The organism is Georgenia satyanarayanai, from assembly GCF_009193135.1.
In the GTDB taxonomy this organism is placed as follows: Bacteria; Actinomycetota; Actinomycetes; order Actinomycetales; family Actinomycetaceae; genus Oceanitalea; species Oceanitalea satyanarayanai.
Map to the genome: position 1 here is coordinate 108,073 of NZ_VUKC01000002.1, position 25,544 is coordinate 133,616.

24 protein-coding genes are annotated in these 25,544 nt (G+C 73.5%); 12 read left to right on the forward strand and 12 right to left on the reverse strand.

The window, feature by feature from the left end; all coding sequences use genetic code 11:
- Nucleotides 1-14: 14 nt before the first annotated feature.
- The 3 genes from GD632_RS03055 to dnaK all read right to left on the reverse strand — a co-directional run bounded on the left by GD632_RS03055 (nt 15) and on the right by dnaK (nt 3,563).
- The gene (locus GD632_RS03055) at nt 15-998 is read right to left on the reverse strand and encodes a DnaJ C-terminal domain-containing protein (protein WP_152188590.1); all 984 of its coding nucleotides are present in this window, start codon (nt 996-998) and stop codon (nt 15-17) included.
- An 82-nt stretch (nt 999-1,080) separates the two neighbouring features.
- On the reverse strand, nt 1,081-1,713 hold the full coding sequence (locus GD632_RS03060; protein WP_152188592.1) for a nucleotide exchange factor GrpE: 633 nt from the start codon (nt 1,711-1,713) through the stop codon (nt 1,081-1,083).
- The gene (dnaK, locus tag GD632_RS03065) at nt 1,710-3,563 is read right to left on the reverse strand and encodes a molecular chaperone DnaK (protein WP_152188594.1); all 1,854 of its coding nucleotides are present in this window, start codon (nt 3,561-3,563) and stop codon (nt 1,710-1,712) included. The genes GD632_RS03060 and dnaK overlap by 4 nt, the downstream gene beginning before the upstream one ends.
- Before the next feature lie 215 nt (nt 3,564-3,778).
- On the opposite strand from dnaK, the gene GD632_RS03070 reads away from it, so the two are divergent.
- The 5 genes from GD632_RS03070 to GD632_RS03090 all read left to right on the forward strand — a co-directional run bounded on the left by GD632_RS03070 (nt 3,779) and on the right by GD632_RS03090 (nt 9,871).
- Nucleotides 3,779-4,687: a hypothetical protein gene (locus tag GD632_RS03070; RefSeq protein ID WP_152188596.1), complete on the forward strand. Its 909-nt coding sequence runs from the start codon at nt 3,779-3,781 to the stop codon at nt 4,685-4,687.
- Between the two features lie 126 nt (nt 4,688-4,813).
- The gene (locus GD632_RS03075; RefSeq protein ID WP_152188598.1) at nt 4,814-6,094 is read left to right on the forward strand and encodes an alkaline phosphatase; all 1,281 of its coding nucleotides are present in this window, start codon (nt 4,814-4,816) and stop codon (nt 6,092-6,094) included.
- Between the two features lie 112 nt (nt 6,095-6,206).
- Nucleotides 6,207-7,607 carry an APC family permease gene (locus GD632_RS03080; RefSeq protein ID WP_152188601.1) on the forward strand — a complete coding sequence of 467 codons (1,401 nt, stop codon included), beginning with the start codon at nt 6,207-6,209 and terminating at the stop codon, nt 7,605-7,607.
- A gap of 82 nt (nt 7,608-7,689) precedes the next feature.
- Entirely contained in the window at nt 7,690-8,403 is a 714-nt protein-coding gene (locus tag GD632_RS03085; protein WP_152188603.1) for a GAF and ANTAR domain-containing protein, read from the forward strand.
- Nucleotide 8,404: 1 nt separating this feature from the next.
- The gene (locus tag GD632_RS03090) at nt 8,405-9,871 is read left to right on the forward strand and encodes a PP2C family protein-serine/threonine phosphatase (RefSeq protein WP_152188605.1); all 1,467 of its coding nucleotides are present in this window, start codon (nt 8,405-8,407) and stop codon (nt 9,869-9,871) included.
- On the opposite strand, the gene GD632_RS03095 is transcribed toward GD632_RS03090, so the two are convergent.
- Nucleotides 9,853-10,314 carry an NUDIX hydrolase gene (locus GD632_RS03095; protein WP_152188608.1) on the reverse strand — a complete coding sequence of 154 codons (462 nt, stop codon included), beginning with the start codon at nt 10,312-10,314 and terminating at the stop codon, nt 9,853-9,855. The genes GD632_RS03090 and GD632_RS03095 overlap by 19 nt on opposite strands.
- Nucleotides 10,315-10,357: 43 nt before the next feature.
- On the opposite strand from GD632_RS03095, the gene GD632_RS03100 reads away from it, so the two are divergent.
- The 4 genes from GD632_RS03100 to GD632_RS03115 all read left to right on the forward strand — a co-directional run bounded on the left by GD632_RS03100 (nt 10,358) and on the right by GD632_RS03115 (nt 14,016).
- The gene (locus tag GD632_RS03100) at nt 10,358-11,113 is read left to right on the forward strand and encodes a DinB family protein (RefSeq protein WP_152188611.1); all 756 of its coding nucleotides are present in this window, start codon (nt 10,358-10,360) and stop codon (nt 11,111-11,113) included.
- Between the two features lie 205 nt (nt 11,114-11,318).
- Nucleotides 11,319-12,122 (forward strand): ABC transporter ATP-binding protein, encoded by an 804-nt coding sequence (locus GD632_RS03105; RefSeq protein WP_152188613.1) that lies wholly within the window; start codon nt 11,319-11,321, stop codon nt 12,120-12,122.
- 27 nt (nt 12,123-12,149) lie between these two features.
- Nucleotides 12,150-13,184 (forward strand): aliphatic sulfonate ABC transporter substrate-binding protein, encoded by a 1,035-nt coding sequence (locus GD632_RS03110; RefSeq protein WP_152188615.1) that lies wholly within the window; start codon nt 12,150-12,152, stop codon nt 13,182-13,184.
- A gap of 1 nt (nt 13,185) precedes the next feature.
- Nucleotides 13,186-14,016, forward strand: a complete 831-nt coding sequence (locus GD632_RS03115) for an ABC transporter permease (RefSeq protein ID WP_152188617.1) — start codon at nt 13,186-13,188, stop codon at nt 14,014-14,016.
- Between the two features lie 109 nt (nt 14,017-14,125).
- Here GD632_RS03115 and GD632_RS03120 read toward each other — a convergent pair whose 3' ends face one another.
- The 3 genes from GD632_RS03120 to GD632_RS03130 all read right to left on the reverse strand — a co-directional run bounded on the left by GD632_RS03120 (nt 14,126) and on the right by GD632_RS03130 (nt 15,491).
- Nucleotides 14,126-14,323 carry a DUF1918 domain-containing protein gene (locus tag GD632_RS03120; RefSeq protein ID WP_152188619.1) on the reverse strand — a complete coding sequence of 66 codons (198 nt, stop codon included), beginning with the start codon at nt 14,321-14,323 and terminating at the stop codon, nt 14,126-14,128.
- A gap of 86 nt (nt 14,324-14,409) precedes the next feature.
- The gene (locus GD632_RS03125) at nt 14,410-14,955 is read right to left on the reverse strand and encodes a DUF1697 domain-containing protein (protein ID WP_152188621.1); all 546 of its coding nucleotides are present in this window, start codon (nt 14,953-14,955) and stop codon (nt 14,410-14,412) included.
- The gene (locus GD632_RS03130) at nt 14,952-15,491 is read right to left on the reverse strand and encodes a hypothetical protein (RefSeq protein WP_152188623.1); all 540 of its coding nucleotides are present in this window, start codon (nt 15,489-15,491) and stop codon (nt 14,952-14,954) included. Before GD632_RS03130 ends, GD632_RS03125 begins: the two co-directional genes overlap by 4 nt.
- Nucleotides 15,492-15,583: 92 nt before the next feature.
- On the opposite strand from GD632_RS03130, the gene GD632_RS03135 reads away from it, so the two are divergent.
- Nucleotides 15,584-15,940, forward strand: a complete 357-nt coding sequence (locus tag GD632_RS03135; protein ID WP_152188626.1) for a VOC family protein — start codon at nt 15,584-15,586, stop codon at nt 15,938-15,940.
- A gap of 4 nt (nt 15,941-15,944) precedes the next feature.
- Here the strand turns inward: GD632_RS03135 and GD632_RS03140 are convergent, their stop codons facing one another.
- The 5 genes from GD632_RS03140 to GD632_RS03160 all read right to left on the reverse strand — a co-directional run bounded on the left by GD632_RS03140 (nt 15,945) and on the right by GD632_RS03160 (nt 21,675).
- A complete protein-coding gene (locus GD632_RS03140; protein WP_152188628.1) occupies nt 15,945-16,436 on the reverse strand; it encodes a pyridoxamine 5'-phosphate oxidase family protein in 492 nt (163 codons plus the stop codon).
- Between the two features lie 16 nt (nt 16,437-16,452).
- Nucleotides 16,453-16,995: an ATP-binding protein gene (locus GD632_RS03145; protein WP_152188630.1), complete on the reverse strand. Its 543-nt coding sequence runs from the start codon at nt 16,993-16,995 to the stop codon at nt 16,453-16,455.
- Between the two features lie 190 nt (nt 16,996-17,185).
- Nucleotides 17,186-18,391: an MFS transporter gene (locus tag GD632_RS03150; protein WP_152188632.1), complete on the reverse strand. Its 1,206-nt coding sequence runs from the start codon at nt 18,389-18,391 to the stop codon at nt 17,186-17,188.
- Nucleotides 18,392-18,415: 24 nt separating this feature from the next.
- Nucleotides 18,416-20,746 (reverse strand): glycoside hydrolase family 65 protein, encoded by a 2,331-nt coding sequence (locus GD632_RS03155; RefSeq protein ID WP_152188634.1) that lies wholly within the window; start codon nt 20,744-20,746, stop codon nt 18,416-18,418.
- Nucleotides 20,747-20,754: 8 nt separating this feature from the next.
- Nucleotides 20,755-21,675 carry an SDR family oxidoreductase gene (locus GD632_RS03160; RefSeq protein WP_152188637.1) on the reverse strand — a complete coding sequence of 307 codons (921 nt, stop codon included), beginning with the start codon at nt 21,673-21,675 and terminating at the stop codon, nt 20,755-20,757.
- 172 nt (nt 21,676-21,847) lie between these two features.
- Between GD632_RS03160 and GD632_RS03165 the strand changes: the two genes are divergently transcribed.
- On the forward strand, nt 21,848-23,482 hold the full coding sequence (locus GD632_RS03165; protein ID WP_152188639.1) for a methyl-accepting chemotaxis protein: 1,635 nt from the start codon (nt 21,848-21,850) through the stop codon (nt 23,480-23,482).
- A gap of 113 nt (nt 23,483-23,595) precedes the next feature.
- Complete coding sequence (locus tag GD632_RS16345) at nt 23,596-25,533, forward strand: HNH endonuclease (protein ID WP_152188641.1); 1,938 nt, start codon at nt 23,596-23,598, stop codon at nt 25,531-25,533.
- The last annotated feature ends 11 nt before the right edge of the window (nt 25,534-25,544 follow it).

A 25,544-nucleotide genomic window follows, 5' to 3' on the forward strand; every position in this document is an offset into this window, starting at 1 on the left:
TCTCCTCTCGCGTGTCAGCGTGCCGCGCGGGCCCTGAGGTCGGCGCGCGGGTCCTCACCCCGGGTGGCGTCCGCGAAGGCCTCGACGGCCTTGCGGGCGTCGGCCGGCAGATGGCTCGGCACGGCCACCTGGACGGTGACGAGCAGGTCACCGGTCGCCTTGGGTGTGTCGACGCCGCGGCCCTTGACCCGCAGCGTCCGTCCCGACGGCGTCCCGGCGGGCACCTTCACCCGGACCGTGTCCCCGGAGATGGTGGGCACGTCGATGGTCGCGCCGAGCGCGGCCTCGGCGAAGGTCACCGGCACGGTGACCTTGAGGTTGAGGCCGTCCATCGTGAAGACGGGGTGCGGCTCGACGTGCACGGTGACGACCATGTCGCCGGGCTCCCCGCCGCCGCGGCCGGCCTGCCCCTTGCCGCGCAGCCGGATCTTCTGGCCGTCGCTGACACCGGCGGGGATCCGCACGTTCATCGAGCGGCCGTTGGTGGTGAGCTGGACCGTGGAGCCCTCGACCGCGTTGCGGAAGGGCAGCGTCGCGCTCGTCGTGATGTCCCCGCCCCGCTGGGTGGTGCGCCGTGAGCCGAAACCTCCGCCGCCACCGCCGCCGGAGAACATGTCCTGGAGGATGTCCTCGAAGCCACCGCCGCCACCGGTGGAGAAGCGGGTGCGGCCGCCGCCGCCACCGAACATCCCGCCGAAGAGGTCCTCGAAGCCGGCGCCGCCGGCAGGACCGCCGGCCCCGGCGGAGAAGCGGGCACCGCCGCCGGCCATCGCCCGGATGGCGTCGTACTGCTTGCGCTGCTCGGGGTCGGAGAGCACCGAGTAGGCCTCCCCGACCTCCTTGAAACGCCCCTCGGCAGACGCGTCACCGGGGTTGCGGTCGGGGTGGAGGTCCCGGGCCAGCTTGCGGTACGCCTTCTTGATCGTCGCGTCGTCGGCGTCCTTGGAGACGCCGAGCGTCTTGTAGAAGTCCTTCTCGATCCAGTCCTGGCCGGTCACCGGGCCTCACCTCCTCGTCGTCGTGTCGTGGGGACGGTGCCGGCCGCGCCCACGGAGGGCGGGCCGGCACCTCGCGTCACCGCTACTCGGGGCTGGTGACCGCGACGCGGGCGGCGCGCAGCACCTTCTCACCGATCCGGTAGCCGGGCTGCATGACCTGGGCGACCGTCGTGGACGTCGCCTCCGGGTCCGGCGTGCTCATGAGCGCGTCGTGCAGCTCGGGGTCGAACTCCTCGGCGGGGGCACCGAAACGCTCGAGGCCGAAGCGCTGGACGAGGGTCGCCTCCATCTTCTCGGCTGTCGCGCCGAGCGGGCCGGTGAGGTCACCGTGCTGGCGCGCCAGCTCGATCTCGTCGAGGACACCGAGCAGCGCCTCGACGACCTCGACCTGCCCCGCGGCGCGCTGCTCGGAGGCAGCGGCCTTGGACCGGCGCACGTAGCCGTTGTACTCCTGCTGGAGGTTGTACAGGTCGGCGTTGCGGCGGGCGAGCTGCTCGCTCAGGTCGGCGGCCTCCGCCTTGGCGGCGGCCAGGGCGCCGTCCTGCGGCTGCTCGGGCTGCTCGTCCGGCGCGCCGTCGGTGGCCTCCTGCGCGTTGTCCTGCGCCGGCTCGCGCACCTTGCCCGTCTCCGGGTCGATGCGCCGCTTGTCGCGGACGACCGGCTTGACCTGCTCGGTCTCGGGCGGGCCCTGGGCCTGGGGGTTCTCCTCGGTCACTTGTTCTCGTCCTCGTCCACGATCTCGGCGTCCACGACGTCCTCGTCCGTGCCGGACGGGGCCTCACCCGGGGCGGGAGCGTCCTGGGGGGCGCTCTGCTGCTGGGCGTAGAGGGCCTCGCCGATCTTCTGCGAGACGGTCGTCAGCGCCTGCTGCTTCGCGGTGATCTCGGCGACGTCGTCGCCCTCGAGCGCCTTCTTGAGGTCGTCGACGGCGGAGCGGACCTCGCTGGAGACGTCCTCGGGGAGCTTGTCCGCGTTGTCCGTCAGGAGCTTCTCGGTCGAGTAGACGAGCTGCTCGGCGGTGTTGCGGGCCTCGGCCTCCTCGCGGCGCTTCTTGTCCTCGGCGGCGTGCGCCTCGGCCTCCTTGACCATGCGGTCGATCTCGTCCTTGGGCAGGGCCGAGCCGCCGGTGATGGTCATCGACTGCTCCTGGCCCGTGCCGCGGTCCTTGGCGGACACGTGGACGATGCCGTTGGCGTCGATGTCGAAGGTGACCTCGATCTGCGGCATGCCGCGGGGTGCCGGGGCGATGCCGGTGAGCTCGAAGGTGCCCAGCGGCTTGTTGTCCCGGGCGAACTCGCGCTCACCCTGGAAGACCTGGATGAGGACGCTGGGCTGGTTGTCCTCGGCGGTGGAGAACACCTCCGAGCGCTTGGTCGGGATCGCGGTGTTGCGCTCGATGAGCTTGGTCATCACCCCGCCCTTGGTCTCGATGCCCAGGGACAGCGGGGTGACGTCGATGAGGAGGATGTCCTTGCGGTCACCCTGGATGACGCCGGCCTGGAGGGCGGCGCCGACGGCGACGACCTCGTCCGGGTTGACGCCCTTGTTGGGCTCCTTGCCGCCGGTCAGCTCCTTGACGAGGTCCGTGACGGCGGGCATGCGGGTGGAGCCACCGACGAGGACGACGTGGTCGATGTCCGCGACCTTGATCCCGGCATCGTTGATGACGGCCTGGAAGGGGGCCTTGGTGCGGTCGAGGAGGTCCTTGGTCATCTCCTGGAACTGGGCCCGGGTGAGCTTCTCGTCCACGTGGATGGGGCCGTTCTCGCTCATCGACAGGTACTGCAGCGAGATGTTGGTGCTCGTCGTCGAGGAGAGCTCCTTCTTGGCCTGCTCGGCCGCCTCGCGCAGACGCTGGAGGGCGATCTTGTCCTTGGACAGGTCGATGCCGTCCTTGTTCTTCACCTGGGTGACGAGCCAGTCGACGATGCGCTGGTCCCAGTCGTCACCACCGAGGCGGTTGTCGCCGTTGGTGGCGCGGACCTGGATGGTGGAGAAGTCGTCGTCGTCCTTGCCGATCTCCAGGAGGGAGACGTCGAAGGTGCCGCCGCCGAGGTCGAAGACGAGGATGAGCTCGTCCTCCTTGCCGCGCTCGAGGCCGTAGGCCAGGGCCGCGGCGGTGGGCTCGTTGACGATGCGGGTGACGTTGAGGCCGGCGATCTGACCGGCGTCCTTGGTCGCCTGACGCTCGGCGTCGTTGAAGTACGCGGGGACGGTGATGACCGCGTCGGTGACCGTCTCACCCAGGTACTGCTCGGCGTCGCGCTTGAGCTTGCCGAGGACACGCGCGGAGATCTCCTGCGCGGTGTAGCTCTTGTCGTCGATCTGCTGGGACCAGTCGGTGCCCATGTGGCGCTTGACCGAGGTGATGGTCCGGTCGACGTTGGTCACCGCCTGACGCTTGGCGACCTCACCGACGAGCACCTCGCCGGACTTGCTGAAGGCGACCACCGACGGCGTCGTGCGAGCGCCCTCGGCGTTCGCGATGACGGTGGGCTCGCCACCCTCGAGGACGGACACCACGGAGTTGGTGGTGCCCAGGTCGATTCCGACCGCTCGTGCCATGTGTCGTTCTCCTGTCCTGTGCGCGGGCCGGGAGGTCCCGGCCCTTGAGTCGTCCACGCTCAAGTCTGCGCCTCCTCGCCGACATGTCAACTCGGCGGGGGTGAACTTGAGTCTATGTGGCTCAACCTCACCCCGCGGCGTTTCATTCCCGACGGCGTCAGACGGCGCCCCCGAGAGGCGCACCGCGAGCACACTGGGACCGGGAGGTGACGCACGTGCGGGAGAGACGACGACGCGGGCCCGTGGGCGTGGCACGCTCGGCGGTGCTCAAGGCAGGTCTGCTGCTCCTCGGCGCGTGCGGGACGGTGGAGGGCACCGGCCCGGACGGCACCGAGAGCCCGGCCGCTCGGGGTGGGACCGGGCCGGCGCAGGTGACGGCGGGCGAGGGCTGGCGGCTGCTCGGCGAGGGGCTGACGGGTGAGCCCTACCGGACGGGGGTCGCCACGACCGACGGCCAGCTGCGGTCGCTGTGGCGGTCGGCCGGCCTGGCGGGTGACCCGGCCGAGGTGGAGTGGGAGCGGGAGGTCGCCGTGTGGTTCGGTGCCGTCTACGGCACCGGCTGCCCGGTCCGCCTGGACGGCGTCGTCGTCGCCGACGACCTCGTCCACGGCGACATCGTGGTCCCCGGAGAGCCCGACGCCTGTCACGACGACGCGAACCCGCACGCGTTCGTCGTGGCCGTGTCCCGGGACCTCCTGCCGGACGGCCCGTTCCGGGTCCAGCTGGCGGCGCGCGACCCGTACCCGGGGGAGCCGGAGGAACGCACCCTCGTCGAGGTGGCGCTGACGGCTCCCGGCAGCACGGCCGCCGACGAGCAGATCCGTCCCGACCCGGCGCTGGCCGGCCCGGCGGAGCCGCTGGTCACGGACGGGGACGACCTGCCCGCGGACCGGGCCGTCCGGTACGTCTACCGCGCCGACCCGTCGTGCGACACCCCCGTCCTCGGTCCGCTCGACGGGTCGCTGTGGCGACCCGCCGACGGCGAGGCGCCCTGGGACGTGGCCGACGGCACCGAGCTCACGCTCTACCCGCTCGGCGGTGGGGAGGCCCGCGAGATGGTCGCCTCCTCACCGCAGCTGGACTGGCTCCTCGTGCGCCTCGACAACGGTCACCCCTGCCCCTGAGCGCTCCGCGCTGCCCGCCCCGCGCGGCGGCCGGGCCGGGCGTACGGTGGCGTGCGGAGCCGCCCCGGTCATGACCACTGGGGGCGTGACCGTGAGAGCGGTGCGACTCCAGGGGGTGTGGCAACGATGCGTACACGAGGTGCGAAGGTGGCCGGTGCGGCCCTGGCCCTTGTCCTGGCGGGCGGTGTGGGAGCCGGCTCCCCGTGGTGGGGGGACGACGGGGACCGCGGGCACCACGGGCGGGGTGACGACCGAGGCCGTGCGAAGAACGTCATCTTCATCGTCGGGGACGGCATGGGCATCGCCCACCGCGAGCTCATCCGGCTCGCGACCGTCGGGCGCGACGGCGAGCTGGAGATGAACCAGCTGCGCTACCAGGGCTGGGCGCAGACCGACCCGGCCGACCCGGAGGAGGTCGTCACCGACTCCGCGGCCGGGGCGACCGCCTTCTCCACGGGGGTGCGGTCCTACAACGGCGCGATCGCCGTCGACCTGGACGGCGACCCGGTCCGCACCCTGCTCGAGAGGGCGGAGCGCGCCGGGAAGTCCACCGGCCTGGTCACCACGTCGCAGGTCACCGACGCGACACCCGCGGCCTTCGGCTCGCACGTGGCCGACCGCGGCAACCAGAGCGAGATCGCCCGGCAGTACCTGGAGGAGACCGGGGTGGAGGTCATCCTCGGCGGTGGCGAGGACTGGTGGTACCCCGCCGGGGACGAGGGCCGGTGGCCGGACAACCCGCCGAGCGACCCGACCGAGGCCAGCAAGGGCACGGCCGGCAATCTCGTCGAGCGCGCGCAGGAGCTGCGCTACCGGTACGTCAGTACCGCCGAGGAGCTCGCGGACGCACCGGACCGGGGCAGGCTGCTGGGACTGTTCGCGAACGAGGAGATGTTCGAGCACGTCGGCCCGGCGGCACCGCTCTACGAGCCGTCCGTGCCGCTGCGGGACATGGCGGACAAGGCCCTGGACATCCTGTCGCGGGACCGGGACGGGTTCTTCCTCGTCATCGAGGAGGAGGGCATCGACGAGATGGCCCACCACGGGCACGGTCAGGAGGTGGTCGACTCCGGCCAGGCGCTGGACGAGACCGTCGCCCTGGCCCGCGAGTTCGCCGCGCGCCACCGTGACACGCTGATCGTCGTCGTCGGGGACCACGAGACCGGCGGCCTGGCGATCGAGCTCGTCGACGACGGGGACGAGTCCGGCGAGGGCGAGCAGGCCGAGGAGGGGCCGTTCACGCTCGCGGGCACCGACCTCACCTTCACCGTCGACTGGACCACCGGCGGGCACACCGGTGCGGCCACCCCCGCGAGCGCCGAGGGGCCGGGTGCGTCCCGGATGGTCGACGTGCGCGACAACACCGACATCCACGACCTGGTCCGCGACGCCATGCGCCGCCACTGACGCCCGACCCGCCCGGCCCGCGACCTTCCGGTTGCGGCGCCGGGCGGCGAGGACGAATCTTCCGGCACGAGCCGTCCGGCGGGGACGTGCCCGGGCCCCGAAGGGACGTGGGATGAGCACCTCGACGTCGGCCGGGACGACACCGGACCTCAAGCGGGCCATCGGCCCCAGGCTGCTGCTCCTCTTCATCGTCGGCGACATCCTCGGGACGGGCGTCTACGCGCTCACCGGTGAGGTCGCCGGTGAGGTGGGCGGCGCGGGCTGGGCCGCGATCCTCCTCGCCTTCGGCGTCGCCACCGTCACCGCCTTCTCCTACCTCGAGCTCGTGACGAAGTACCCGCAGGCCGCCGGTGCGGCGCTCTACACGCACAAGGCCTTCGGCGTCCACGTCCTCACCTTCCTCGTCACCTTCGCGGTGCTCAGCTCCGGTCTGACGTCCGCGTCGACCGCCGCGAAGTTCCTCGCGGAGAACGTCATCATCGGCTTCGGCCTGGACTGGGGGCAGGGCGCCGTCACGATGATCGCGCTGACCTTCATCACCCTGCTCGCCGCCATCAACCTGCGCGGCGTGGCCGAGTCCCTCGCTGCCAACGTCGTCCTCACGCTCGTGGAGCTCACCGGGCTCCTCGTCGTCATCCTCATCGGCTTCTGGGCGATGTCGCAGGGGAACGTCGACCTCGGGCGCGCGATGGTCTTCGCGACGAGCGAGGACAAGACCGTCTTCCTCGCCCTCACGTCCGCGACGGCCCTCGCCTTCTTCTCGATGGTCGGCTTCGAGGACTCCGTCAACATGGCCGAGGAGACGAAGGACCCGGTCCGGGTCTTCCCGCGGGTCATGCTCACCGGACTGAGCCTCACGGCGCTCATCTACGTGCTCGTCTCCATCACCGCCGTCGCGGTCGTGCCCGTCGGTGAGCTCGCCGCCAGCCAGACGCCGCTGCTCGAGGTGGTGCGCCGCGGCGCCCCCGGCCTCCCGGTCGACACGATCTACCCGTTCCTGTCGATCTTCGCCGTCGCCAACACCGCGCTCATCAACCTCATGATGGCCAGCCGCCTCGTCTACGGGATGGCCCGGCACGAGGTGCTGCCACCGCTGCTGGGCAGGGTGCTGCCCGGCCGCCGCTCCCCGTGGGCGGCGATCGTCTTCACCACGCTCCTCGCCTACGGGCTCGTCTGGGGTGTCACCCAGGTCGCCGGGGAGGAGACGGTGACGGCCCTCGGCGGCACGACGGCGCTGCTGCTCCTCGCAGTGTTCACGGTGGTCAACGTCGCGGCGATCGTCCTGCGCCGGCGCCCCGTGGAGCGCGAGCACTTCCACGCGCCGACGGTGCTGCCCTACATCGGCGCGGTCACCTGCGCCTTCCTCGTGGGTCCCTGGGCGCAGGAGCCCCTCACGTACCAGATCGCCGGCGGGCTCATCGCGATCGGGCTCCTCCTGTGGCTGCTCACCTGGGCGCTCTACCGCCGCGGGCGGCCCCTGCCGCCACCGGACCAGGAGAGCGAGGGCGCCTGAGGGCGGTCCCGCGGTGCCGCGGCCTTGTGGCCCGCGCCACACGGGAGGACGATGTGATGAGGCGTGGGAGTGAGGTGCCGCCGTGACAGAGCCCGTCAGCGGTCAGCTGGCCCCCGCGGTCGCCCGCAGCTCCGGCATGCTCCTCGCCGACCAGGCGGTCGACGCGGTCCTCCCGCTGCTTACGGCAGCGGTCCTGCACACCGTGCCGGTGGCCTCCGGCGCCGGCATCACGCTGACCGCGGACGACGGCAGCCCGACCACGGCCGCGGGCACCGATCCCGTCGTCACGAGCGCGGACGCGCTCCAGTACGAGCTGGACGAGGGGCCGTGCCTCACGGCGTGGCGCGAGCAGCGGTCGGTGCGGGTCGACGACGTCACCGCGGAGACCCGCTGGCCCCGCTGGACGAGCGCGGTGGCCGGCCTCGGGCTGCGGTCGGTGCTGAGCACGCCCCTCGTCGCCGGCAGCGCGACCGTCGGTGCCCTCAAGCTCTACTCCCGGGACACCAGGGCCTTCTCGAGCACCGACGAGACGACCGCCAAGCTCCTCGCGGCCCAGGCGGCGATCCTCGTCAGCAGCGCCCGCCGGTTCCGCCGCGCCGGGGAGATCGGCGAGGAGGTCCAGGCCCTGCTCGCGCAGCGTGACGCCGTCACCCGGGCAACAGGTTTCGTCATGGGCCGCGACCACGTGCCCGAGGACGTCGCCTTCGCCCACCTCGTGAGCCTGGCACGCAGCGAGGGCCGCAGCGTGCACGCCACGGCCCAGCGGCTGCTCAGCTCCCCGAGGGCGGCCCGGTGACGTGGCCACCCTCAGCGCAGCGCGGCAGCGGGACCGCACCCGCCAGGCCCAGACGCGCGCCGCGTTGAGCACCGACGAGCTGTGGCTGCGGTACTTCTCGCTCGGGGGCACCGCCGGGCCGCTGGAGCTGGACGCCTACCTCAACGGCGCCCTCGAGCTGCCGGGCGCCCAGCGCGACCGGGTGGCGCTGGCGGTCAACGAGCACCTCGACGCCCTGGGCCGCGTCCGCGCGCCGCTGTCCCGGCCGCTGCGCGTGGCCGGACCGCCCAGCGGACACCTCGCAGCCCTCACCGAGCTCCTCCGTGCGACCCACGAGGGCGCGCCGGACGAGCTGCCCGCCGCCGTCGACCGCGCCGCCGCCCACCTCGGTGTCACCTGCGTCGTGCACCTCGCGGACTACGCGAAGGAGACCCTCGCGCCGATGCCCGGGCCCTCCGGGCGGGGTGGGCCCACCCTGGGCATCGGGTCCACGCTCGCCGGGCGCGCCTACCAGCTCGTCACCACCCAGCACGGCGCGGGTACCGATGGGCGGGCGCGCCTGTGGGTGCCGATCATCGACGGCGCGGACCGCCTCGGTGTCCTCGAGGTCGTCCCCGACAGCCCGGACGACGTCCACGACCCCGCGCTGCGCCGGGAGTGCTGGACGCTCGCCCACTACGTCGGCTACCTCCTCACGGCGGGGTCCGAGTGCGGGGACGCGGTCGACGCCGTGCGCCGCACCAGCCCCCGCACGGTCGAGGCCGACCTCGTCTGGACCATGCTCCCCCCGCTGACGGCGCGGACCGGCAAGGTGCTCGTCAGCGGCCACATCGAGCCGAGCGACGACATGGGCGGGGACGTCTTCGACTACGCCCTGTCCTCCCGCTCGGCCTCCTTCGCCATCCTCGACGCGACCGGTCACGACCTGCGGGCCAGCCTCGCGGCGGCCACCGCCCTGGCGGCCTACCGCAACGCCCGGCGGCAGGGCAGGGGCCTGTTCGCCCAGGCCGACCACGTCCACCGGACGATCTCCGAGCACTTCACCGAGCAGACGATGTACACGACCGGCGTCCTCGGTGAGCTCGACCTCGACACCGGCCGGCTGCGCTACCTCGCGGCCGGTCACCCCCACCCGCTGCTCCTCCGCGACGGCAAGGTCGTCAGGTCGCTCGTGGCCGGCCGCCGGCCCATGCTCGGCCTCGACCTGCGCGACAGCTCCCTGGGCGAGGAGCAGCTCGAGCGCGGGGACACCATCGTGCTCTACACCGACGGCATCACCGAGGGGCGCGACGCGAACCGCCAGCAGTTCGGCGTCGAGCGCCTCGTCGACCACGTCGAGCGGGCGGCCGCCGACCGTCTCCCGCTGCCCGAGACGGTGCGGCGGCTGTTCGCCGCCATCCTGCGCCACCAGCAGGGGCGGCTCCAGGACGACGCCACGCTCCTCCTCCTCCAGTGGGGCGCGCCGACGGTCTACGACCCTGCCCCCTGAGACCACTGCTCGACGCTCCGCACGGCGAGGTCGACGATCTCCGCGGTGCGCTCGGGCAGGGGCAGCTCGGCCAGGGGCACCCACCTCGCGAAGTCCGTGGTCCCGCCCGTCTCGGTCGTCCCCAGCTGCCCGCCGACGACGCGGGCGCGGAAGAGGAAGCGCTGGGACCGGTAGGGGCGGGGGAAGGGACCACCGGCCGGTGCCGTGTGGTGGTGGATCGTCAGCAGCGGCCCGAGCTCGACGTCGTAGCCGGTCTCCTCGTACGCCTCCCGCACGACGGCATCCTCGACGGCCTCGTCGAACTCCACGCCGCCGCCGGGCAGGGACCAGCCCGGCGTCCCGCCGTCGGCGCCGCCGTTGAACCAGGTGAGGAGGAGCTCCTCGGCGTCGTTGACGATGACGGCGTAGGCAGCGAGACGGGTGTCGTACTCGGTGTAGTGCACCCGAGGACTGTACGGCGCACGCGGGCCGTGCCAAGGTCGTGTCGTGGACGGGAACGAGCCCGAGGACCTGCACGGACGGACCTTCCGCGGCCGCAACCTGCGCGGGTCGCGCTTCGTCGGCTGCGACCTCGGCGGCGTCGTCGTGCGCGGCAGCGACGTCGCCGGGATGGAGGTCGACTCGCCGTGGCTCCTCGAGGACGGCGGCACGTTCCTCGTCAACGGGGTCGACGTCGTGCCGCTCGTCGACGCCGAGCTCGACCGCCGCTTCCCGGGCCGGGAGCTGCGCAGGGCGGACGACCCGGAGGGGTTGCGGCGCGCCTGGGCGGCCCTCGAGGAGACGTGGGCGGCCACGGTCGCCCGTGCCACCGCGATGCCTGCCGCCACGGTGGACCGGTCGGTCGACGGCGAGTGGTCCTTCGCCCAGACTCTGCGCCATCTCGTCATGGCCACCGACACGTGGCTCGGGCGGGCGGTCCTTCAGCGCGAGCACCCCTTCCATCCCCTCGGCCTGCCGAATGACGACGACGGCGCCGGCACCGCCGCCTTCGACGGCTCGGAGTTCTCCTCCCGGGCACCGTCGTTCGAGGAGGTGCTCGCGGCGCGCGCCGACCGCCAGGCGCTGGTCCGGGCGTACCTCAGCGACGTCACCGCCGAGCAGCTCGACGCACCGCGCCGTAACCCGCACGCGCCGGAGCACGGGGAGACGGTGCTCTCCTGCCTGCGGACGATCCTCGAGGAGGAGTGGGAGCACCACCGCTACGCCGTGCGCGACCTCGACGCCCTGCCGACGTCCGCGTAAGCAGGTCGGCGACGACCCGGGTCTTGGCCCGGGTGCAGGCCTCCCGGCCGTCGACGTCCCGGCGTCCCGGCGGCACTCCCCGCGGACGGGCCGAGGAGTGAGACGAAGGAGTCCGGCATACCGGACTGTGGGACGGACCCGGTCGGGCCGTTGTCACCCCTCAGGGCCGCTCCTAGCGTCGAGCCGTCCACCCCGAGGAGCCCCCATGACCATCACCGCCGTCCGCGAGCACCCCGCCCACGCCGTCGAGCTGGCGGGCGTCACCCGGACCTTCGCCCCGCGGCGGGCCGGCCTGGCGCCCCGCACCGTCCTCGCGGGGGTCGACCTGTCGGTCGGCGCGGGGGAGATCGTCGCGCTGCTCGGTGCCTCCGGCTGCGGCAAGTCCACGCTCCTGCGCCAGGTGTGCGGCCTCGACTCCCCCACGGGTGGTCGGATCACCATCGCCGGCACCCCGGTGAGCGGGGCCGACCCGCGCTGCGCCTTCGCCTTCCAGGAACCGCGCCTGCTGCCCTGGCGCAGCCTGCGCCAGAACGTCGCGCTCGGCCTGCCCCGCGGCACCGACCGGGCCGCCGGCGCGGAGCGGGTCACCGAGCTCCTCGGGCTCGTCGGTCTCGGCGACCGCGCCGAGGACCGCCCCCGCCAGGTGTCCGGCGGGATGGCCCAGCGCGCCTCCCTCGCCCGCGCCCTCGCCCGCCGACCCGGGGTGCTGCTCCTCGACGAGCCCTTCGGCGCCCTGGACGCCCTCACCCGCCTCAACATGCAGGACCTCCTGCTCGAGCTCCACGCCGCCGAGCCCACCACCGTGCTTCTCGTGACCCACGACGTCGAGGAGGCCCTCTACCTCGCCGACCGCGTCGTCCTCCTCGGGCCCGGCCCCGACGGCGCGAGCACGGTCCAGACCGTCGTCGACGTCCCCGGTGCCCGTCCTCGCGACCGCGCCAGCACCGAGCTCGCCCACCTGCGCGCCGAGCTCCTCGAGGGCCTCGGGGTCGACACCCACCACACCTGAGCCCCACCCCACCCGGAAGGCACGCCCATGACCCGCACCACCACCGCCGCCGCGCTCACCGCCGTCGGCGCCCTGCTCCTGTCCGGCTGCGTGGCCGGTGAGGGCTCCGCGATCGCCGACGACGGCGGGGAGGGTACCTGGAGCGCCGACACCCTCACCGTCGACTTCGCCACCTACAACCCCCTCAGCCTCATCATCCGCGAGCAGGGTTGGCTCGAGGCCACCCTCGGCCCGGACGTCACGGTCGAGTGGGTGCAGTCCGCCGGCTCGAACAAGGCCAACGAGCTGCTCCGCTCGGGCGCTGCCGACGTGGCCTCCACGGCCGGCTCGGCCGCGCTGCTCGCCCGCGCCAACGAGTCCCCGATCCACACCATCGCGCTGTTCGACCAGCCCGAGTGGTCGGCGATCGTCGTCCCCGAGGACTCGGACATCGACTCCGTGGAGGACCTGGCCGGCCGCTCGGTCGCCGCGACCCGCGGCACCGACCCCTACTTCTTCTTCGTCCAGAGCCTGGAGGAGCACGGCGTCGACATCGCCGACGTCGAGGTGCAGAACCTCCAGCACGCCGACGGCCGGGTGGCCCTGGAGAACGGCGCCGTCGACGCGTGGGCGGGCCTGGACCCGATCATGGCGGACACGGAGATCAACGCCGGCTCCCGGCTGCTCTACCGGAACGTCGACTTCAACACCTACGGCTTCCTCAACGCGACCGAGGACTTCCTCGAGACGTCCCCGGACCTCGCACAGGTGGTCGTCGACGCCTACGAGAAGGCGCGGGAGTGGGCGGCGGAGAACCCCGAGGAGACGGTCGCGATCCTCGCCGAGGTCGCCGGCATCGAGCCCGCCGTCGCCGAGCGGGTGGTCCTCGAGCGCACCAACCTCGATGTCGAGGCCGTCCCCGGCGACGCGCAACGCGCCGTCCTCGAGGTGGTCGGCCCGATCTTCGTCGAGACCGGTGACGTGCGCACCCAGGAGGAGATCGACAAGGCCCTCGACACGCTCATCGACGACACGTGGGCCCGCCAGGCCGACGCCACGACCATCACCGAGGCGGGGTCCTGACATGGCCGCGCTCACCCTCCCCCGTGCCACCACGCCCCACGACGCGCAGACGACGGCGGAGGCCGCGCCCGTGCAGGCGGGCTCCTCCCGGTGGCGCGCCCTCGCCGTCGTCGCCGTCCCGCTCGCGCTCCTCGGCCTGTGGCACCTGCTCACCGCCGTCACCGGCGTCTTCCCCTCCTACCAGCTGCCCGCGCCCGCGGCGGTGTGGGCGGCGGGCACGGAGCTCGCGGCCGACGGGACGCTGTGGACCCACGTGGCCATCTCGACCCAGCGGGTCCTCCTCGGCTTCGCCGTCGGGGCGGTCGTCGGGCTGGCCGTGGGGGCGCTGGTCGGCCTGTCCCGCTGGGCGGACACGCTGCTGGCCGGGACCGTGGGCGCGGCGCGCGCCGTGCCGTCGCTGGCCTGGGTGCCGCTGCTCATCCTGTGGATCGGCATCAACGAGGACTCCAAGGTCACGCTCATCGCCATCGGCGCCTTCTTCCCCGTGTACACGACGGTGGCCTCCGCGCTGCGGCACGTCGACCCGCACCTCGTCGAGGTGGGTCGGGCCTACGGCTACCGCGGGGTCGGACTCCTCACCCGGGTGCAGCTGCCCGCCGTGACCCCGTCGGTGGCCGCCGGACTGCGGCTCGCGCTGGCTCAGGCGTGGCTCTTCCTCGTCGCCGCGGAGCTCATCGCGTCCTCGATGGGGCTGGGCTTCCTCCTCACCGACTCCCAGAACAACGGGAGGGTGGACCGGATCCTCCTCGCCATCATCGCGCTGGCCGTCCTCGGCAAGGCGACCGACAGTCTCCTCGGGCTCGTCGAGAGGCGCCTGGCACGCCGCTGGTGAGCGGCCCGCTCGGCGCTGCGCACGCACCGACTCTCGCTGGAGCACGGTCCCGCCGGGCCGACATGCCCGGGGGGTCGGTGGCCCGGCACCGCGTGCCGGGCCACCGGCCTCAGCCTGTGCTCGCGCGTTCGGCGGGCTCGATCACCGTTCCCGGACCCGGGAAGAACACCGACTCCTCGCCGGAGCGCGACCAGCGCACGACGTACGGCGGTCCCCCGTCCGCGCCGCGCACGGCGACGACCTCCCCGTCCCGGTCCGCCCCGTGCTGGGCACGGACGACGACGCGGTCACCAGGAGCAGCCGACATGGCTCTCACCTCCCTCCTCGTGAGCGGCCGGCCACCTCGCCGGTCCTCCTCCCATGGTGGCCCGACCGGCGCGCGATCGGAAGGGCTCACGCCTCCAGCTTCCGCGCGACGCGCTGGACCGTGAGCCAGGTACGGACCGTGACGTCCCTGCCGTAGGTACGGCCCACCCACGCCATGAAGTCCGGCGTCGTTCCCGGGTCGCTGTTGTCGACGACGGCGAGGAACGCCCGGGTGACCGGGTCGTAGCCGACGACTCGCGTGAGCGGGTCGGGGTCCTCCGGCAGCACCACCGGGGCCGCGGGCCGGTGCTTGAGGAAGACGACCGTGAGGTAGCTGCCCCGCCCGTGGGTGAGACCGGGGAACGGGTCTGAGTCCAGGAGGGTGCCCAGCTCCTCGCCGGTCCGCACGAGCGTCCCGCCCGGGATGCCGAGGCGCTCGTGCAGGGCGTGCTGGATGTGCTCCTCCAGGGCGGCGGTGTCCTGCGCGGGGGCATGGAAGACGATGTTCCCGCTCGCCAGGACGGAGGCGACCCGTTCGAGGCCGAGCTCCTCGAACACCGCCCGCAGCCGCTCGTTCCGCATCGCGGGGTTCGAGGGCATGATCCCGCGCAGGAGGGCCGCGTAGCCGGTCACGGCGTCGACCCGGGGGGCCCGACCTCGACGGTGGCGTGCTCCCCGGTCCACTGCGTCCCCCGCCGGACCCCGGCACGGTAGGTGACGTCCAGCCCGTCGATGACGACCGCGCCCTCCTCCTGCGCCACGACCTCGACGACGAGCTGGTCGGTGGCGTCGAGCGGGCCCGTGGGCTCACGCAGGGACGCGCAGATGTCCTCGACATGGTCGTGGGAGACGCCGACCGACAGGTACGGGTCGGCGGGGCGGCACACGTGGACCGTCACCCGTGCCGGGGTGTCGTCGGCGACGACCCGCGGCCGGACGCCGATGAGGCTGACGTCGGCATCATGAGGCGCATAGGCCAGCCCGAGGAAGAGGGACCGACCCGGCTCGGTCGATGCGGTCACGCTGTTGCCGGGCCCCTGGAAGGCCTGCGGGTGGCTCCACCACCACAGCCCGGCGCCGAGGACGAGCGCGACGAGCAGCAGGAGGGCGAGGACGCGCCGGCGCGCCCGGCCCGTCCCCGCGGGACGGAGCCACTCCGTCGTCGTCATGGCCGCACAGTAGCCCCGTCACCCGGTCCTCATCCCGTGAACGGGGCCATGTGGGCGCACCGTAGGGATCCGGACGCACTACGGTGCTGACCATGGCAGTGACGCTGAGCATGGTGACCGTCGACACGACCGACGCCGACTCCCTCGCCACGTGGTGGGCAGAGCAGACCGGCGGCGAGGTCGTCGAGCGCAACGACGGCTGGTTCGTCATGGTCGCGGGCGGCACCCTGCCCGTGCTGCTGGCCTTCCAGAAGGTCGAGGACCCGACACCCGGAAAGAACCGGATCCACCTCGACCTCGTGTCCGACGACCTCGACGCCGAGGTGGACAGGCTGCTGGCGGCCGGCGCCACTCTCGTGGCACGCCGCGGCGACGAGGGCTTCCGGTGGGTGACGCTTGCCGACCCGCAGGGCAACCAGTTCTGCGTGGCCGCGGCCGACCACGTGTGAGGCCCTACTCGAGGGTGCCGTAGCCGACGAGCCACGTCGGCTCGATGCGGAACATGCGGATGTCCGCACCCCACGTCGTCGGGTCCGAGCCGTAGTGGGCGGTCCAGTGCTCGATCGTCTCCGCCCACAGCGGGTCCTGCGGTGTGAGCCGCACCGCCCGCCCGTGGCAGAAGACGCCCAGCCGCTCCCCGTCCACGTGCGCGGCGCTCACCGCCGGCCGCGCCGCGAGGTGCTTGGCCTTGGCGGCGCGGCCGTCCGTCCCGAAGGTCCACTGCCCGTGGAGGAGGTGGCCGTCGACGGCACTGACGCGCGGCTCGCCGGCAGCCGTCACGGTCGCGAGGCTGAGCACCTTCATCCCGACGAGCTGCTCGAGGACCTGCTCGGCGTCGAGCCGGCGGGTCCCGCTGACGATCTCGCGCAGGTGGCTGGTGCTGCGGCGGTAGGACGCGTCCATGAGCGCCTGCAGCGCGGCGACCTCCTCGGCGGTCTCCCTCATCGGCGGCCTCCTCGACTCAGTGGGCATCAGTGCGGCCCATCGTGCCACCGGCTGTGGTCCGCCGGGTCCGTCTCGTCCGGTTCTCGACGGCGGTCCGGTCGGCCCCACCCGTCGCTGCCGGTCCCGCGCCCGCTGCCGGGACGACGGCCCACACATGCTTGACGCCGTCGTCCGGGCCCGGGTACCAGCCCCAGGCGGTGGTCACGGTGTCGAGGATGCGGAGGCCGTACCCTCCGGGACGCCCGTCGTCCCGCGCGCGGTGGCCGGGCGGGGTGCGCCAGTTCCCGTCCCGCACGTCGAGGAGCCAGCCGCCGGCCGAGGTGTGGAGGGAGACGGTGACCGGCTGGGACCCGTACTTCAGGGCGTTGGTCGCCAGCTCGGACAGGACCAGCAGGAGCCGCTGTGCCGCTTCGACGCGAGGCTCCGGCAGCAGCACGGCGCTGGCCGCGCGCCGCAGCGCACCGAGCTCCAGGGCATCCGTCAGCGTCCAGGAGCCCAGTGAGGGGCCCGCGTCCGCTGGCGGGGTCGCCGTCGGGCGCGGGCCGTGGGGATCGGCCATGTGCACCCCTGTCTGAGGCGGTCGTCGGTCCGGCGTCCACCGCCGTCCGTGCCCGCGTCACGGTACGTCAGCGACACGGTGCCCGCGCGCCGCGTCGACGGCGGCACCAGCTGGCCGACGGGGGCGAGCTGCACCGCTGCCTTCTCGGGGCCGCCCAGGGAGCGCGAGCCGCAGGGCCGGGGACCGCTCCCTATCGCCGTCCGGCGAGGGTCTCGCGCGCACCGAGCCACGTGAGGCCGGCGAGGAGCGTGATGGCACCCGAGACCGCGAAGGCGACGTCGTAGCCGAAGCGGTCCGCGAGCGCCCCGGCGAGCACCGGGCCGAGGATCGCGCCTGCGTCCTGCGCCATCTGGAACCCGGCGAGCACCTTCCCACCGCTGCGCTCGTTGCCGACGACGTCCGCCACGGTCGCCTGCTGCGCCGGGTTGAGCAGGCCGGCGCCGACGCCCGCGAGCGCGGAGACGGCGAGGACGACGACGATGGCGCTGGACAGGCCGAGGACGGCGGTGAAGACGCCGTTGACGAGGAGCCCGGCGACGACGAGCGGGCGGCGCCCGCGCACGTCGGCCTGGCGGCCCGCGACGTTGAGCGCGAGCGCGTTGCCGACCGCGAAGACCGCGAGCGCCGCACCGGCCGCCCACGGGCCGGCGTCCAGCGCCGCCGCGGCGAAGAGGGGCAGCAGCGCGACACGCACGCCGAAGTTCGACCAGCCGTTGGCGAAGCCGGAGACGAGAGCCGCCCGGAAGGCGCTGTCACGCAGCGCCTCCCCGAAGCGCATCGGGGGCGCGGCCGGCGCGTCCCCCGTGCGGGCCGCGCCCCGCCCACCGGTCTCCGGCAGCAGGCGCCACACCACCCCCGCCGCCAGGACGAGCGCGACCGCGTAGACGACGAAGGGCACCCGCAGGCCCAGCTCGGCGAGGAGCCCGCCGACCACCGGCCCACCGATGTTGCCCAGGAGGAAGGCGGTCGCGTAGAGGGAGGACGCCCGGCCGCGCGCGGTCGGCGGGGCGAGCCGGACGATGAGTCCCATCGCCGAGACGGTGAACATCGTCGAGCCGATGCCGCCGAGGCCGCGGAAGACGAGCAGCTGGACGTAGTCCTGCGCCAGGGCCGTCGCGACGCTGGACAGCGCGACGATGAGCAGTCCGGACATGTAGATGCGCCGCTCCCCGAGCCGGGCGATGAGCGCCCCGCCCGCGGGGGCAAAGAGCAGCCGGCACAGCGAGAAGGCGCTGACGACGAAGGACGCGGCCGCGACGGAGACGTCGAAGGACCCGGCGAGCTGCGGGAGCACCGGTGCGACGAGGCCATAGCCGAGGGCGATGAGGAGCGCGGCGCCCGCGAGCACCCAGATCTCCCGGGGCATGGCGGGGCGCGAGGAGGTCTGTGGGGGCATGTCCCCGCCAGTATCTCCCCGCGGTCAGACGCGCGGCTCCCGGCCCGCGGGCTGGGTCGGCTCCGCGCGCAGCGGTGCCGGGTCCCGCAGGGGGACCGTCACCGGGACCTCCCCCACCTCGTGCCGCACGCCGTCGACGACGACGCCGAGCGGCGCGGGTCCGTCGAGGACGCTGAGCGTGGTCCCCCCCGCCGTCGTCTCCACCCGCAGCAGCGACCCGCGCCAGGTGACGCGGAAGCAGGTCCGGCTCAGACGGGCCGGCAGGAGCGGCGCGAGCTCGAGCTCGTCGCCGATCTCGCGCAGGCCCCCGAGGCCCGCGGTGAGCGCGAGCCACGAGCCACCCAGCGAAGCCATGTGCAGGCCCTCGGCGGTGTCCTCCTGGATGTCGCGGAGGTCGACGAGCGCGGTCTCGCGCAGGTACCGCAGCGCGAGGTCGGGGTGCTGGGCGACGGCGCAGGCGACGGCCTGGGCGGACGCCGACAGCGAGGAGTCGCGCACGGTGCGGGCCTCGTAGTACTCGAGGTCCGCGGCGGCCTCCTCGTCGGTGAAGTCCTCCCGGCACCACCACAGGGCAAGCTCGAGGTCGGCCTGCTTGACCACCTGCCGGCGGTAGAACTTCGCGTAGTGGTTGTGCTCCTCCACCGGGTAGGAGTCGCGCTTGTCGGCGAAGCGCCACTCCCGGTAGGTGGTGAACCCGGCGTTGGCGGGGTGGACCCCGCGGTGGTCGTCCCAGGGGATGTGGACGGCGTCCGCGGCGGCACGCCACGCGCGGACCTCCTCCGCGGTGACGCCGAGCTCGCGGGCCCGCTGCGGCGCGGACTCGCAGGCGTCGGCCGCCCGGATGAGGTTGCGCCGCGCCATGAGGTTGGTGAAGACGTTGTCGTCGACGACGCCGGTGTACTCGTCGGGGCCGGTGACCCCGAGGAGGTGCCACCCGCCCTCGGCGTCCTCGTGCCCGATCGACATCCACAGGCGTGCCGTCTCGACGAGGACCTCCCGTCCGCCCAGCTCGTCGAGCGACGTCCCGGTGACGTTGGCGTGGACCCAGAAGGCACGGGACACGGCCGCGTTGACGTGGACGGCAGCGGTGCTCGCCGGCCAGTAGGCGGAGGTCTCGTGGCCGTCGATGGTCCGCCAGGCGAAGGTCGCGCCCTTCCAGTCGAGGACGGCCGCGCGCTCGCGGGCGGCGTCGAGGGTCGAGGCCCGCCAGCGGAGCAGCTCGGCGGCGGCCTCCGGCACGAGCAGCGAGAGCACGGGCAGCACGAAGCCCTCGACGTCCCAGAAGGTGTGGCCGCTGTAGCCGGCGCCGGTCAGCCCCTTGGCGCCGACGGGCGCGCGGGTGGTCCGGGCCGCGGCGCAGCACAGCTGGAAGAGGTTGTAGCGCAGCGCCTGCTGCAGCTCGGGGTCGCCGTCCACCTCGACGTCGGCCCGCGCCCAGAAGTCGTCGAGGATGCGGCGCTGCTCGGCGAGCAGGCCCTCCCAGCCGAGCTCCCCACCGGCGTCCACGGCGCCGACGGCCCGCTGCACGAGGGAGTCGGCGGGCAGGTCGTGGGACCACGTGTAGCCCAGGGTCTTGGTGATCCGCACGATTTCGCCGGCGGCGAGCGCGGCGGTGACGGTGGTGACCACGCGGTCCTCGCCGGCCTCGGACTCGACCGTGGCGGCGCCGTCGACGTCGTGCTCGACGGCGGCCGCGACCCCGATCCCGGTGCGTCGGGTGCGCAGCGCGAGGTGGCCACCGGTCGGGACCGACCGGGCGGTGAGCACCTCGAAGGGCTGCTCGATCGCCGCGGACACCCGGGGGTCGTCGCTGTGGATCTCGGGCGGGCAGGCCCCCAGGGTGAGCTCGGACCGGACGACGACGTGGGCGGGCCCGTCCACCGCCTCGAGCTCGTAGCGGACGGCGCAGACGGAACGCTCGGACAGGGAGACGAGCCGGCGGGTGCGCAGCTCGAGCACCGTCCCCGACGGCGAGCGCCACCGCAGCCGTCGGTCCAGCGTGCCGGCCCGGAGGTCCAGACGGCGCTCGTGGACCTCCGGCTCGACCTCGCGCGCGTCCAGGGCGGCGCCGTCGACCGTGAGCCGCAGCGGCGTGCCGTCGGGGACGGCGACGATCGCCTGCCCCTCCTCCGGGTGCCCGTACCCTCCCTCGGGGTAGGCGAGCGGGTGGGTCTCGAAGACGCCGGAGAGGAAGGTGGCCCGCTCGACGCTCGGGTCGGCCTCGTCGAGCGTGCCCCGCACCCCGAGGTACCCGTTGGACAGGCTGAACAGTGCCTCGGCCGCGCCGGTCCGGTCCAGGTCCACACGGGGCTCGCGGACCAGCCACGGGTGGACCTCGAGGTGCGGTGCGCTCATCGACGCGGTCAGGGGGTCGGCATGCCGCCGGTGACGGCGAGCGTCTCCCCGATGACGTAGCTCGACTCGGGCGAGGCGAGGAAGACGTAGGCGGGGGCGAGCTCCGTGGGCTGGCCGGCGCGGCCGAGCGGGGTGCTCTTGCCGAACTCGGGCAGCTCCTCGATGGGCTGGCCGTAGGAGGGCTGCAGCGGCGTCCAGATCGGGCCCGGCGCGACCGCGTTGACGCGGATGCCCTTGGGGGCGAGCTCCTGGGCCAGGCCCTTGGAGAAGGTGTTGATCGCCGCCTTCGTCGAGGCGTAGTCGAGGAGCGGCGGCGGCGGCTGGTAGGCGACGACCGAGGTGGTGTTGATGATGGCCGACCCGGGCTGCAGGTGCCGCAACGCTGCCTTCGTCACGCGGAACATCGCGAGGATGTTGGCCTCGAATGTCTCGACGATCTGCTCGTCCGGGGTGTCCTCGAGGCTCTCGTTGGCGATCTGCTTGGCCGCGTTGTTGACGAGGATGTCCAGGCCGCCGAGCTCGGCGACGGTCCGCTCGACGATGTCGCTGCACACGGTCGCCTCGGTGAGGTCGCCGGGGATGAGCACCGCCTTGCGGCCCGCCCCGGTGACGATGCGGGCGACGTGCTGCGCGTCCTCCTCCTCGGCGGGGAGGTAGTTGATGGCGACGTCGGCTCCCTCGCGGGCGAAGGCGACCGCCACGGCCGCGCCGATGCCTGAGTCACCACCGGTGATGAGGGCCTTGCGGCCCACCAGACGGCCGGTGCCACGGTAGGAGTGCTCACCGATGTCGGGCTGCGGCGTCATGTCGGCCTGCAGGCCCGGCTCCGACTGCTCCTGCTCCGGGGGCGTGATCTCCGGGTAGCGCGTGACGGGGTTCTGGAAGACGAGCTGGTCGGTGCGGGTGGTGTCGGCGTCCTCGGAGGCCATGGGTGTCTCCTTCGCTGCGTCGTGACGGGGCCGTCCCAGTCTGCGGAGGGCGCGCCGCTGCCGCATCCGGGCGGGTGGCCCCGGTCGCGTCGTCTCAGAAATCGGGGCACACCGCCGATGAGCCAGGTGTGCGCACCTTCCGCGCGCACCGCCATTCACACCAGGAGACCCCATGGACCTCACCTCGGCCGAGGCCCGGCCCGCCACCGACCCCGCAGCACGCCGCGCGGGTCGGCTGCGCTGGACCATCGGGCGCCGCCTGGCCGCCGGGTACGCGGCCGCGCTGGCCCTCATGGCGGTCATCGGGGTGGTCTCCTTCACCAACACGGCGTCCCTGGTGACGAACAGCGGCTGGGTCGAGCACACGCACGAGGTGCTCAACAAGGCGGAGGAGGTGCTGTCGTCCCTCACGGACGCGGAGGCAGGCCAGCGCGGGTACGTCATCACGGGCGAGGACGCCTACCTCGAGCCGTACACGGCCGCCCGCGACTCCGTGGGCGCTCACCTCGCGGCCGTCCGGGACCTCACGGCGGACAACCCCGCGCAGCAGGCACGGCTGGCCGACCTCGAGCCCCTGGTCGCCACGAAGTTCGAGGAGATGCAGCAGACCATCGACGTGCGGTCCGACGAGGGCTTCGAGGCCGCGCAAGCGATCGTGCTCTCCGACGCCGGCAAGGCTGTCATGGACGAGATCCGGGCCGTGCTGGACGACGTCATGGCCGACGAGGAGGCGCTGCTGGCCAGTCGTGCCGCGGAGGCCGACGCGACCGCAACGACGACGAAGACCGTCGTGGTCGCCGGGACGGGCCTGGCGCTCGTCATCGTCCTCGTGCTCGCCACCGTGCTCACGCGCAGCATCACCCGCCCGGTCAACGCTCTCACCGAGCGGCTCCGCGAGATCGCTGACGGCGACGGAGACCTCACCCAGCGGGTCGACGACTCCCGTGACGACGAGATCGGCGCCCTCGCCACGGTGTTCAACCGGTTCGTCGGGAACGTCGCGACCCTCGTCCGCGAGATCGGGGAGACAGCGACGACGTCGTCCGCTGCTGCCCAGGAGCTGTCGGTGATCACGGCCGAGATGACCCGTCAGTCGAGCGACGCTGCCCAGCAGGCCGGTGCCGCCGCCGCTGCCGCCGAGCAGGTGTCCTCCAACGTGCAGACCGTCGCGGCGGCGAGCGAGCAGATGGGGGCCTCCATTCACGAGATCGCCCGCAGCGCCTCCGAGGCGAGCAACGCGGGACGCACCGCGGTGACCAGCACCGCGGCGGCCAACGCCACGATCAGTCGACTCGGGGAGTCCTCGACCGCCGTCGGGGAGGTGGTCGCCCTCATCAACTCGATCGCCCAGCAGACGAACCTGCTCGCGCTCAACGCGACCATCGAGGCGGCGCGTGCCGGTGAGGCCGGCAAGGGCTTCGCCGTCGTCGCCGGGGAGGTCAAGGAGCTCGCCCAGGGCACCGCCCGCGCGACCGACGAGATCACGGCGCGGATCACCCAGATCCAGTCCGACGTCGACACCGCGGTCTCGGCGATCTCGACGACCACCGACGTCATCGGTCAGGTCAACGACCACCAGGGCAGCATCGCCGGCGCGGTCGAGGAGCAGAGCGCGACCACCACGGCAATGTCCTCCAGCGTCGCCGAGGCCGCCGTCGGCGCCACCACCATCGCCGACAACGTCCGCTCGATCGCCGACAACGCCCAGGGCACGGTCGAGAGCATCGACCAGATCCGCGCCTCGGCGGACGAGCTGGCCCGCACCTCCGAGCACCTCGACGCGCTGGTGGGGCGCTTCCAGGTCTGAGCGGCGCCAGCCGGTCGGGGTGCGGACGAGGGCCGCGCCCGAATGTCAGTGGTCGGTCATAGCCTGGGAGCAGCACGGCAGAGGGGTCGGAACCCGCGAAGGAGGTGGGGTCGGTGAGCACCATCGACGACCACGACCCGCACGCGGCCTGGCTCGAGGACCCCTCCACCTACGAGCCGATCGGCGAGGAGCGTCGCCATCTCGAGGAGCTGTGGGCTCAGGAGGAGGACGCTGCCGACGTGTACCTCGACGGCGGGGACAAGCCGCAGCCGTCGACGCTCACCGACCAGGAGCCGAGCTTCGCGTCGCGCCAGCCCGTGCCGGCCGAGGCCCTCGCAGCCATGGCCCCCGACGGCCAGCTCCTCGCGGAGCTCGAGGACATCGACCCCCGCGAGGTGGACGAGTACTTCCTCGTGGAGATGGCTGCCGGCTACCAGCGCATGGCCGCGTGGGCCACCGCCAAGCTCACCCGGGTGGCAGGGGAGCTGTCCCGGCGCCCGCTCATGAACGGCAGCGGCGCCCTGCCCTCGCACGTCATGGGCGGGAACATGGCCGCGGACGAGCTCGCCCCGCGGCTCGGTCTCACGCGTTTCGCTGCGCAGCGCATCGTGAGCAACGCCCGCGCCTTCGAGAGCGTCTTCTCACTCACCGGCCAGGCCCTGGCGATCGGGCACATCGACGCCCGGAAGGCGACGACGATCGTCTCGATGCTCGAGGACTACCCGGTCGAGATCGCCGTCCTCGTCCAGGACGCCGTCATCGACGACGCCGGGACGCAGACCCACAACCAGCTCGTCGAGGCGATCAAGCAGGCCGTCATCGCCGTCGGCCACGACGACGCCGACCTCTTTCACGCCCGCGCCCGCGCCCGGCGACGGGTCGAGCACCCTCGCCAGCTGCCCGACGGCATGGCCTCCATCCGCGCAGTCGTGCCGGCCACCGATGCCGCGGCCATCGACCTCGCGCTCGAGGCGGCGGCACGTTCCGCGCAGGCCGGCGGCGACGACCGCACGCTGGACCAGCTGCGCGCCGACATCTTCGCCCTCATGGGCCACACCGCGCTCGAGCTCGGGTACGTGGGACTGCCGCCCGGAACCGTGGTGGGTGCCGACCAGCCTGCTGGTCCGGCTGACGACGAGCCCGCTGACGGCGCCGCGCGCGGTGCCGACGAGGAGCCTGACGGACCCGCGCCGCAGGAACCGGAAGCCGTTGACGAGCCGGAACCGCCAGGCCCGGACGAGCCCGGCTCCCCGGCAGCGCCGCCGGCCGATCCCGACCCGCCCGATCGGCGGTCCGAGGGGGCAGCTCCGCCCACGGCCGGCCCGGCCGCACCCCCGCCTCCCGACCCGCCTCCACCCGGTCCGGGCACCGTCCCCCGCCGCTGGCACATGCCTGTGGGCCACATCGGTGGCCACCGCGCGCAGATCCGGGTCACCGTGCCGCTCTCGGTCCTGCTGCCTCCGGACATCGCCCGGCAGCTCGGCCTGCCGGCGTCGAAGCCGGCGGACGGGTCCGGTGCGGAGCTCGCCCCGCTGCCCGACGAGGACGCCGTGCTCGCCCTTCTCGACCGTGAGCCCGCCGAGGTCGCCACGCTCGAGGGCTACGGGCCCATCTCTCCCGCCGTCGCCCGGGCCATGGCGCTGGGTGGCACGTGGCGGCGGATCGTCACCGACCCGCTCAGCGGCACCGTCCTCGACCACGGCCGCACCCGGTACCGTCCACCGGCGGACCTCGCCGAGCTCGTCCGGCTGCGGGACGGCACGTGCGTCCGCGCGGGGTGCACCCACCCCGCCCGTGGCTGCCAGCTGGACCACGTCGTCCCGTGGAGTGCCGGCGGGACCACGTCCATGCTCGGACTCGAGGACCTCTGCTCCCACGACCACAACCTCAAGACCAGCGGCGAGTTCCGGCTCCGCCGGCTGGGCGGCGGCGCCTACGAGGGTGACCCCGAGCGGCCACGCCTACCGCCGTCACCCCGGAGGCCGGGTGACTCGCGTCCGCCGCCGTCAGCAGGGGCTCTCGGAGGCCCCGGCCTTCTGAGGCCGCCGTGACCGGCCGACGT

Coding starts and splice junctions, on each gene's coding strand:
- dnaK (WP_152188594.1), bottom strand. CDS start 3,563: ATGGCACGAGCGGTCGGAATCGACCTGGGCACCACCAACTCCGTGGTG.
- GD632_RS03075 (WP_152188598.1), top strand. CDS start 4,814: ATGCGTACACGAGGTGCGAAGGTGGCCGGTGCGGCCCTGGCCCTTGTC.
- GD632_RS03080 (WP_152188601.1), top strand. CDS start 6,207: ATGAGCACCTCGACGTCGGCCGGGACGACACCGGACCTCAAGCGGGCC.
- GD632_RS03105 (WP_152188613.1), top strand. CDS start 11,319: ATGACCATCACCGCCGTCCGCGAGCACCCCGCCCACGCCGTCGAGCTG.
- GD632_RS03110 (WP_152188615.1), top strand. CDS start 12,150: ATGACCCGCACCACCACCGCCGCCGCGCTCACCGCCGTCGGCGCCCTG.
- GD632_RS03115 (WP_152188617.1), top strand. CDS start 13,186: ATGGCCGCGCTCACCCTCCCCCGTGCCACCACGCCCCACGACGCGCAG.
- GD632_RS03120 (WP_152188619.1), bottom strand. CDS start 14,323: ATGTCGGCTGCTCCTGGTGACCGCGTCGTCGTCCGTGCCCAGCACGGG.
- GD632_RS03130 (WP_152188623.1), bottom strand. CDS start 15,491: ATGACGACGACGGAGTGGCTCCGTCCCGCGGGGACGGGCCGGGCGCGC.
- GD632_RS03135 (WP_152188626.1), top strand. CDS start 15,584: ATGGCAGTGACGCTGAGCATGGTGACCGTCGACACGACCGACGCCGAC.
- GD632_RS03140 (WP_152188628.1), bottom strand. CDS start 16,436: ATGAGGGAGACCGCCGAGGAGGTCGCCGCGCTGCAGGCGCTCATGGAC.
- GD632_RS03145 (WP_152188630.1), bottom strand. CDS start 16,995: ATGGCCGATCCCCACGGCCCGCGCCCGACGGCGACCCCGCCAGCGGAC.
- GD632_RS03150 (WP_152188632.1), bottom strand. CDS start 18,391: ATGCCCCCACAGACCTCCTCGCGCCCCGCCATGCCCCGGGAGATCTGG.
- GD632_RS03155 (WP_152188634.1), bottom strand. CDS start 20,746: ATGAGCGCACCGCACCTCGAGGTCCACCCGTGGCTGGTCCGCGAGCCC.
- GD632_RS03160 (WP_152188637.1), bottom strand. CDS start 21,675: ATGGCCTCCGAGGACGCCGACACCACCCGCACCGACCAGCTCGTCTTC.
- GD632_RS03165 (WP_152188639.1), top strand. CDS start 21,848: ATGGACCTCACCTCGGCCGAGGCCCGGCCCGCCACCGACCCCGCAGCA.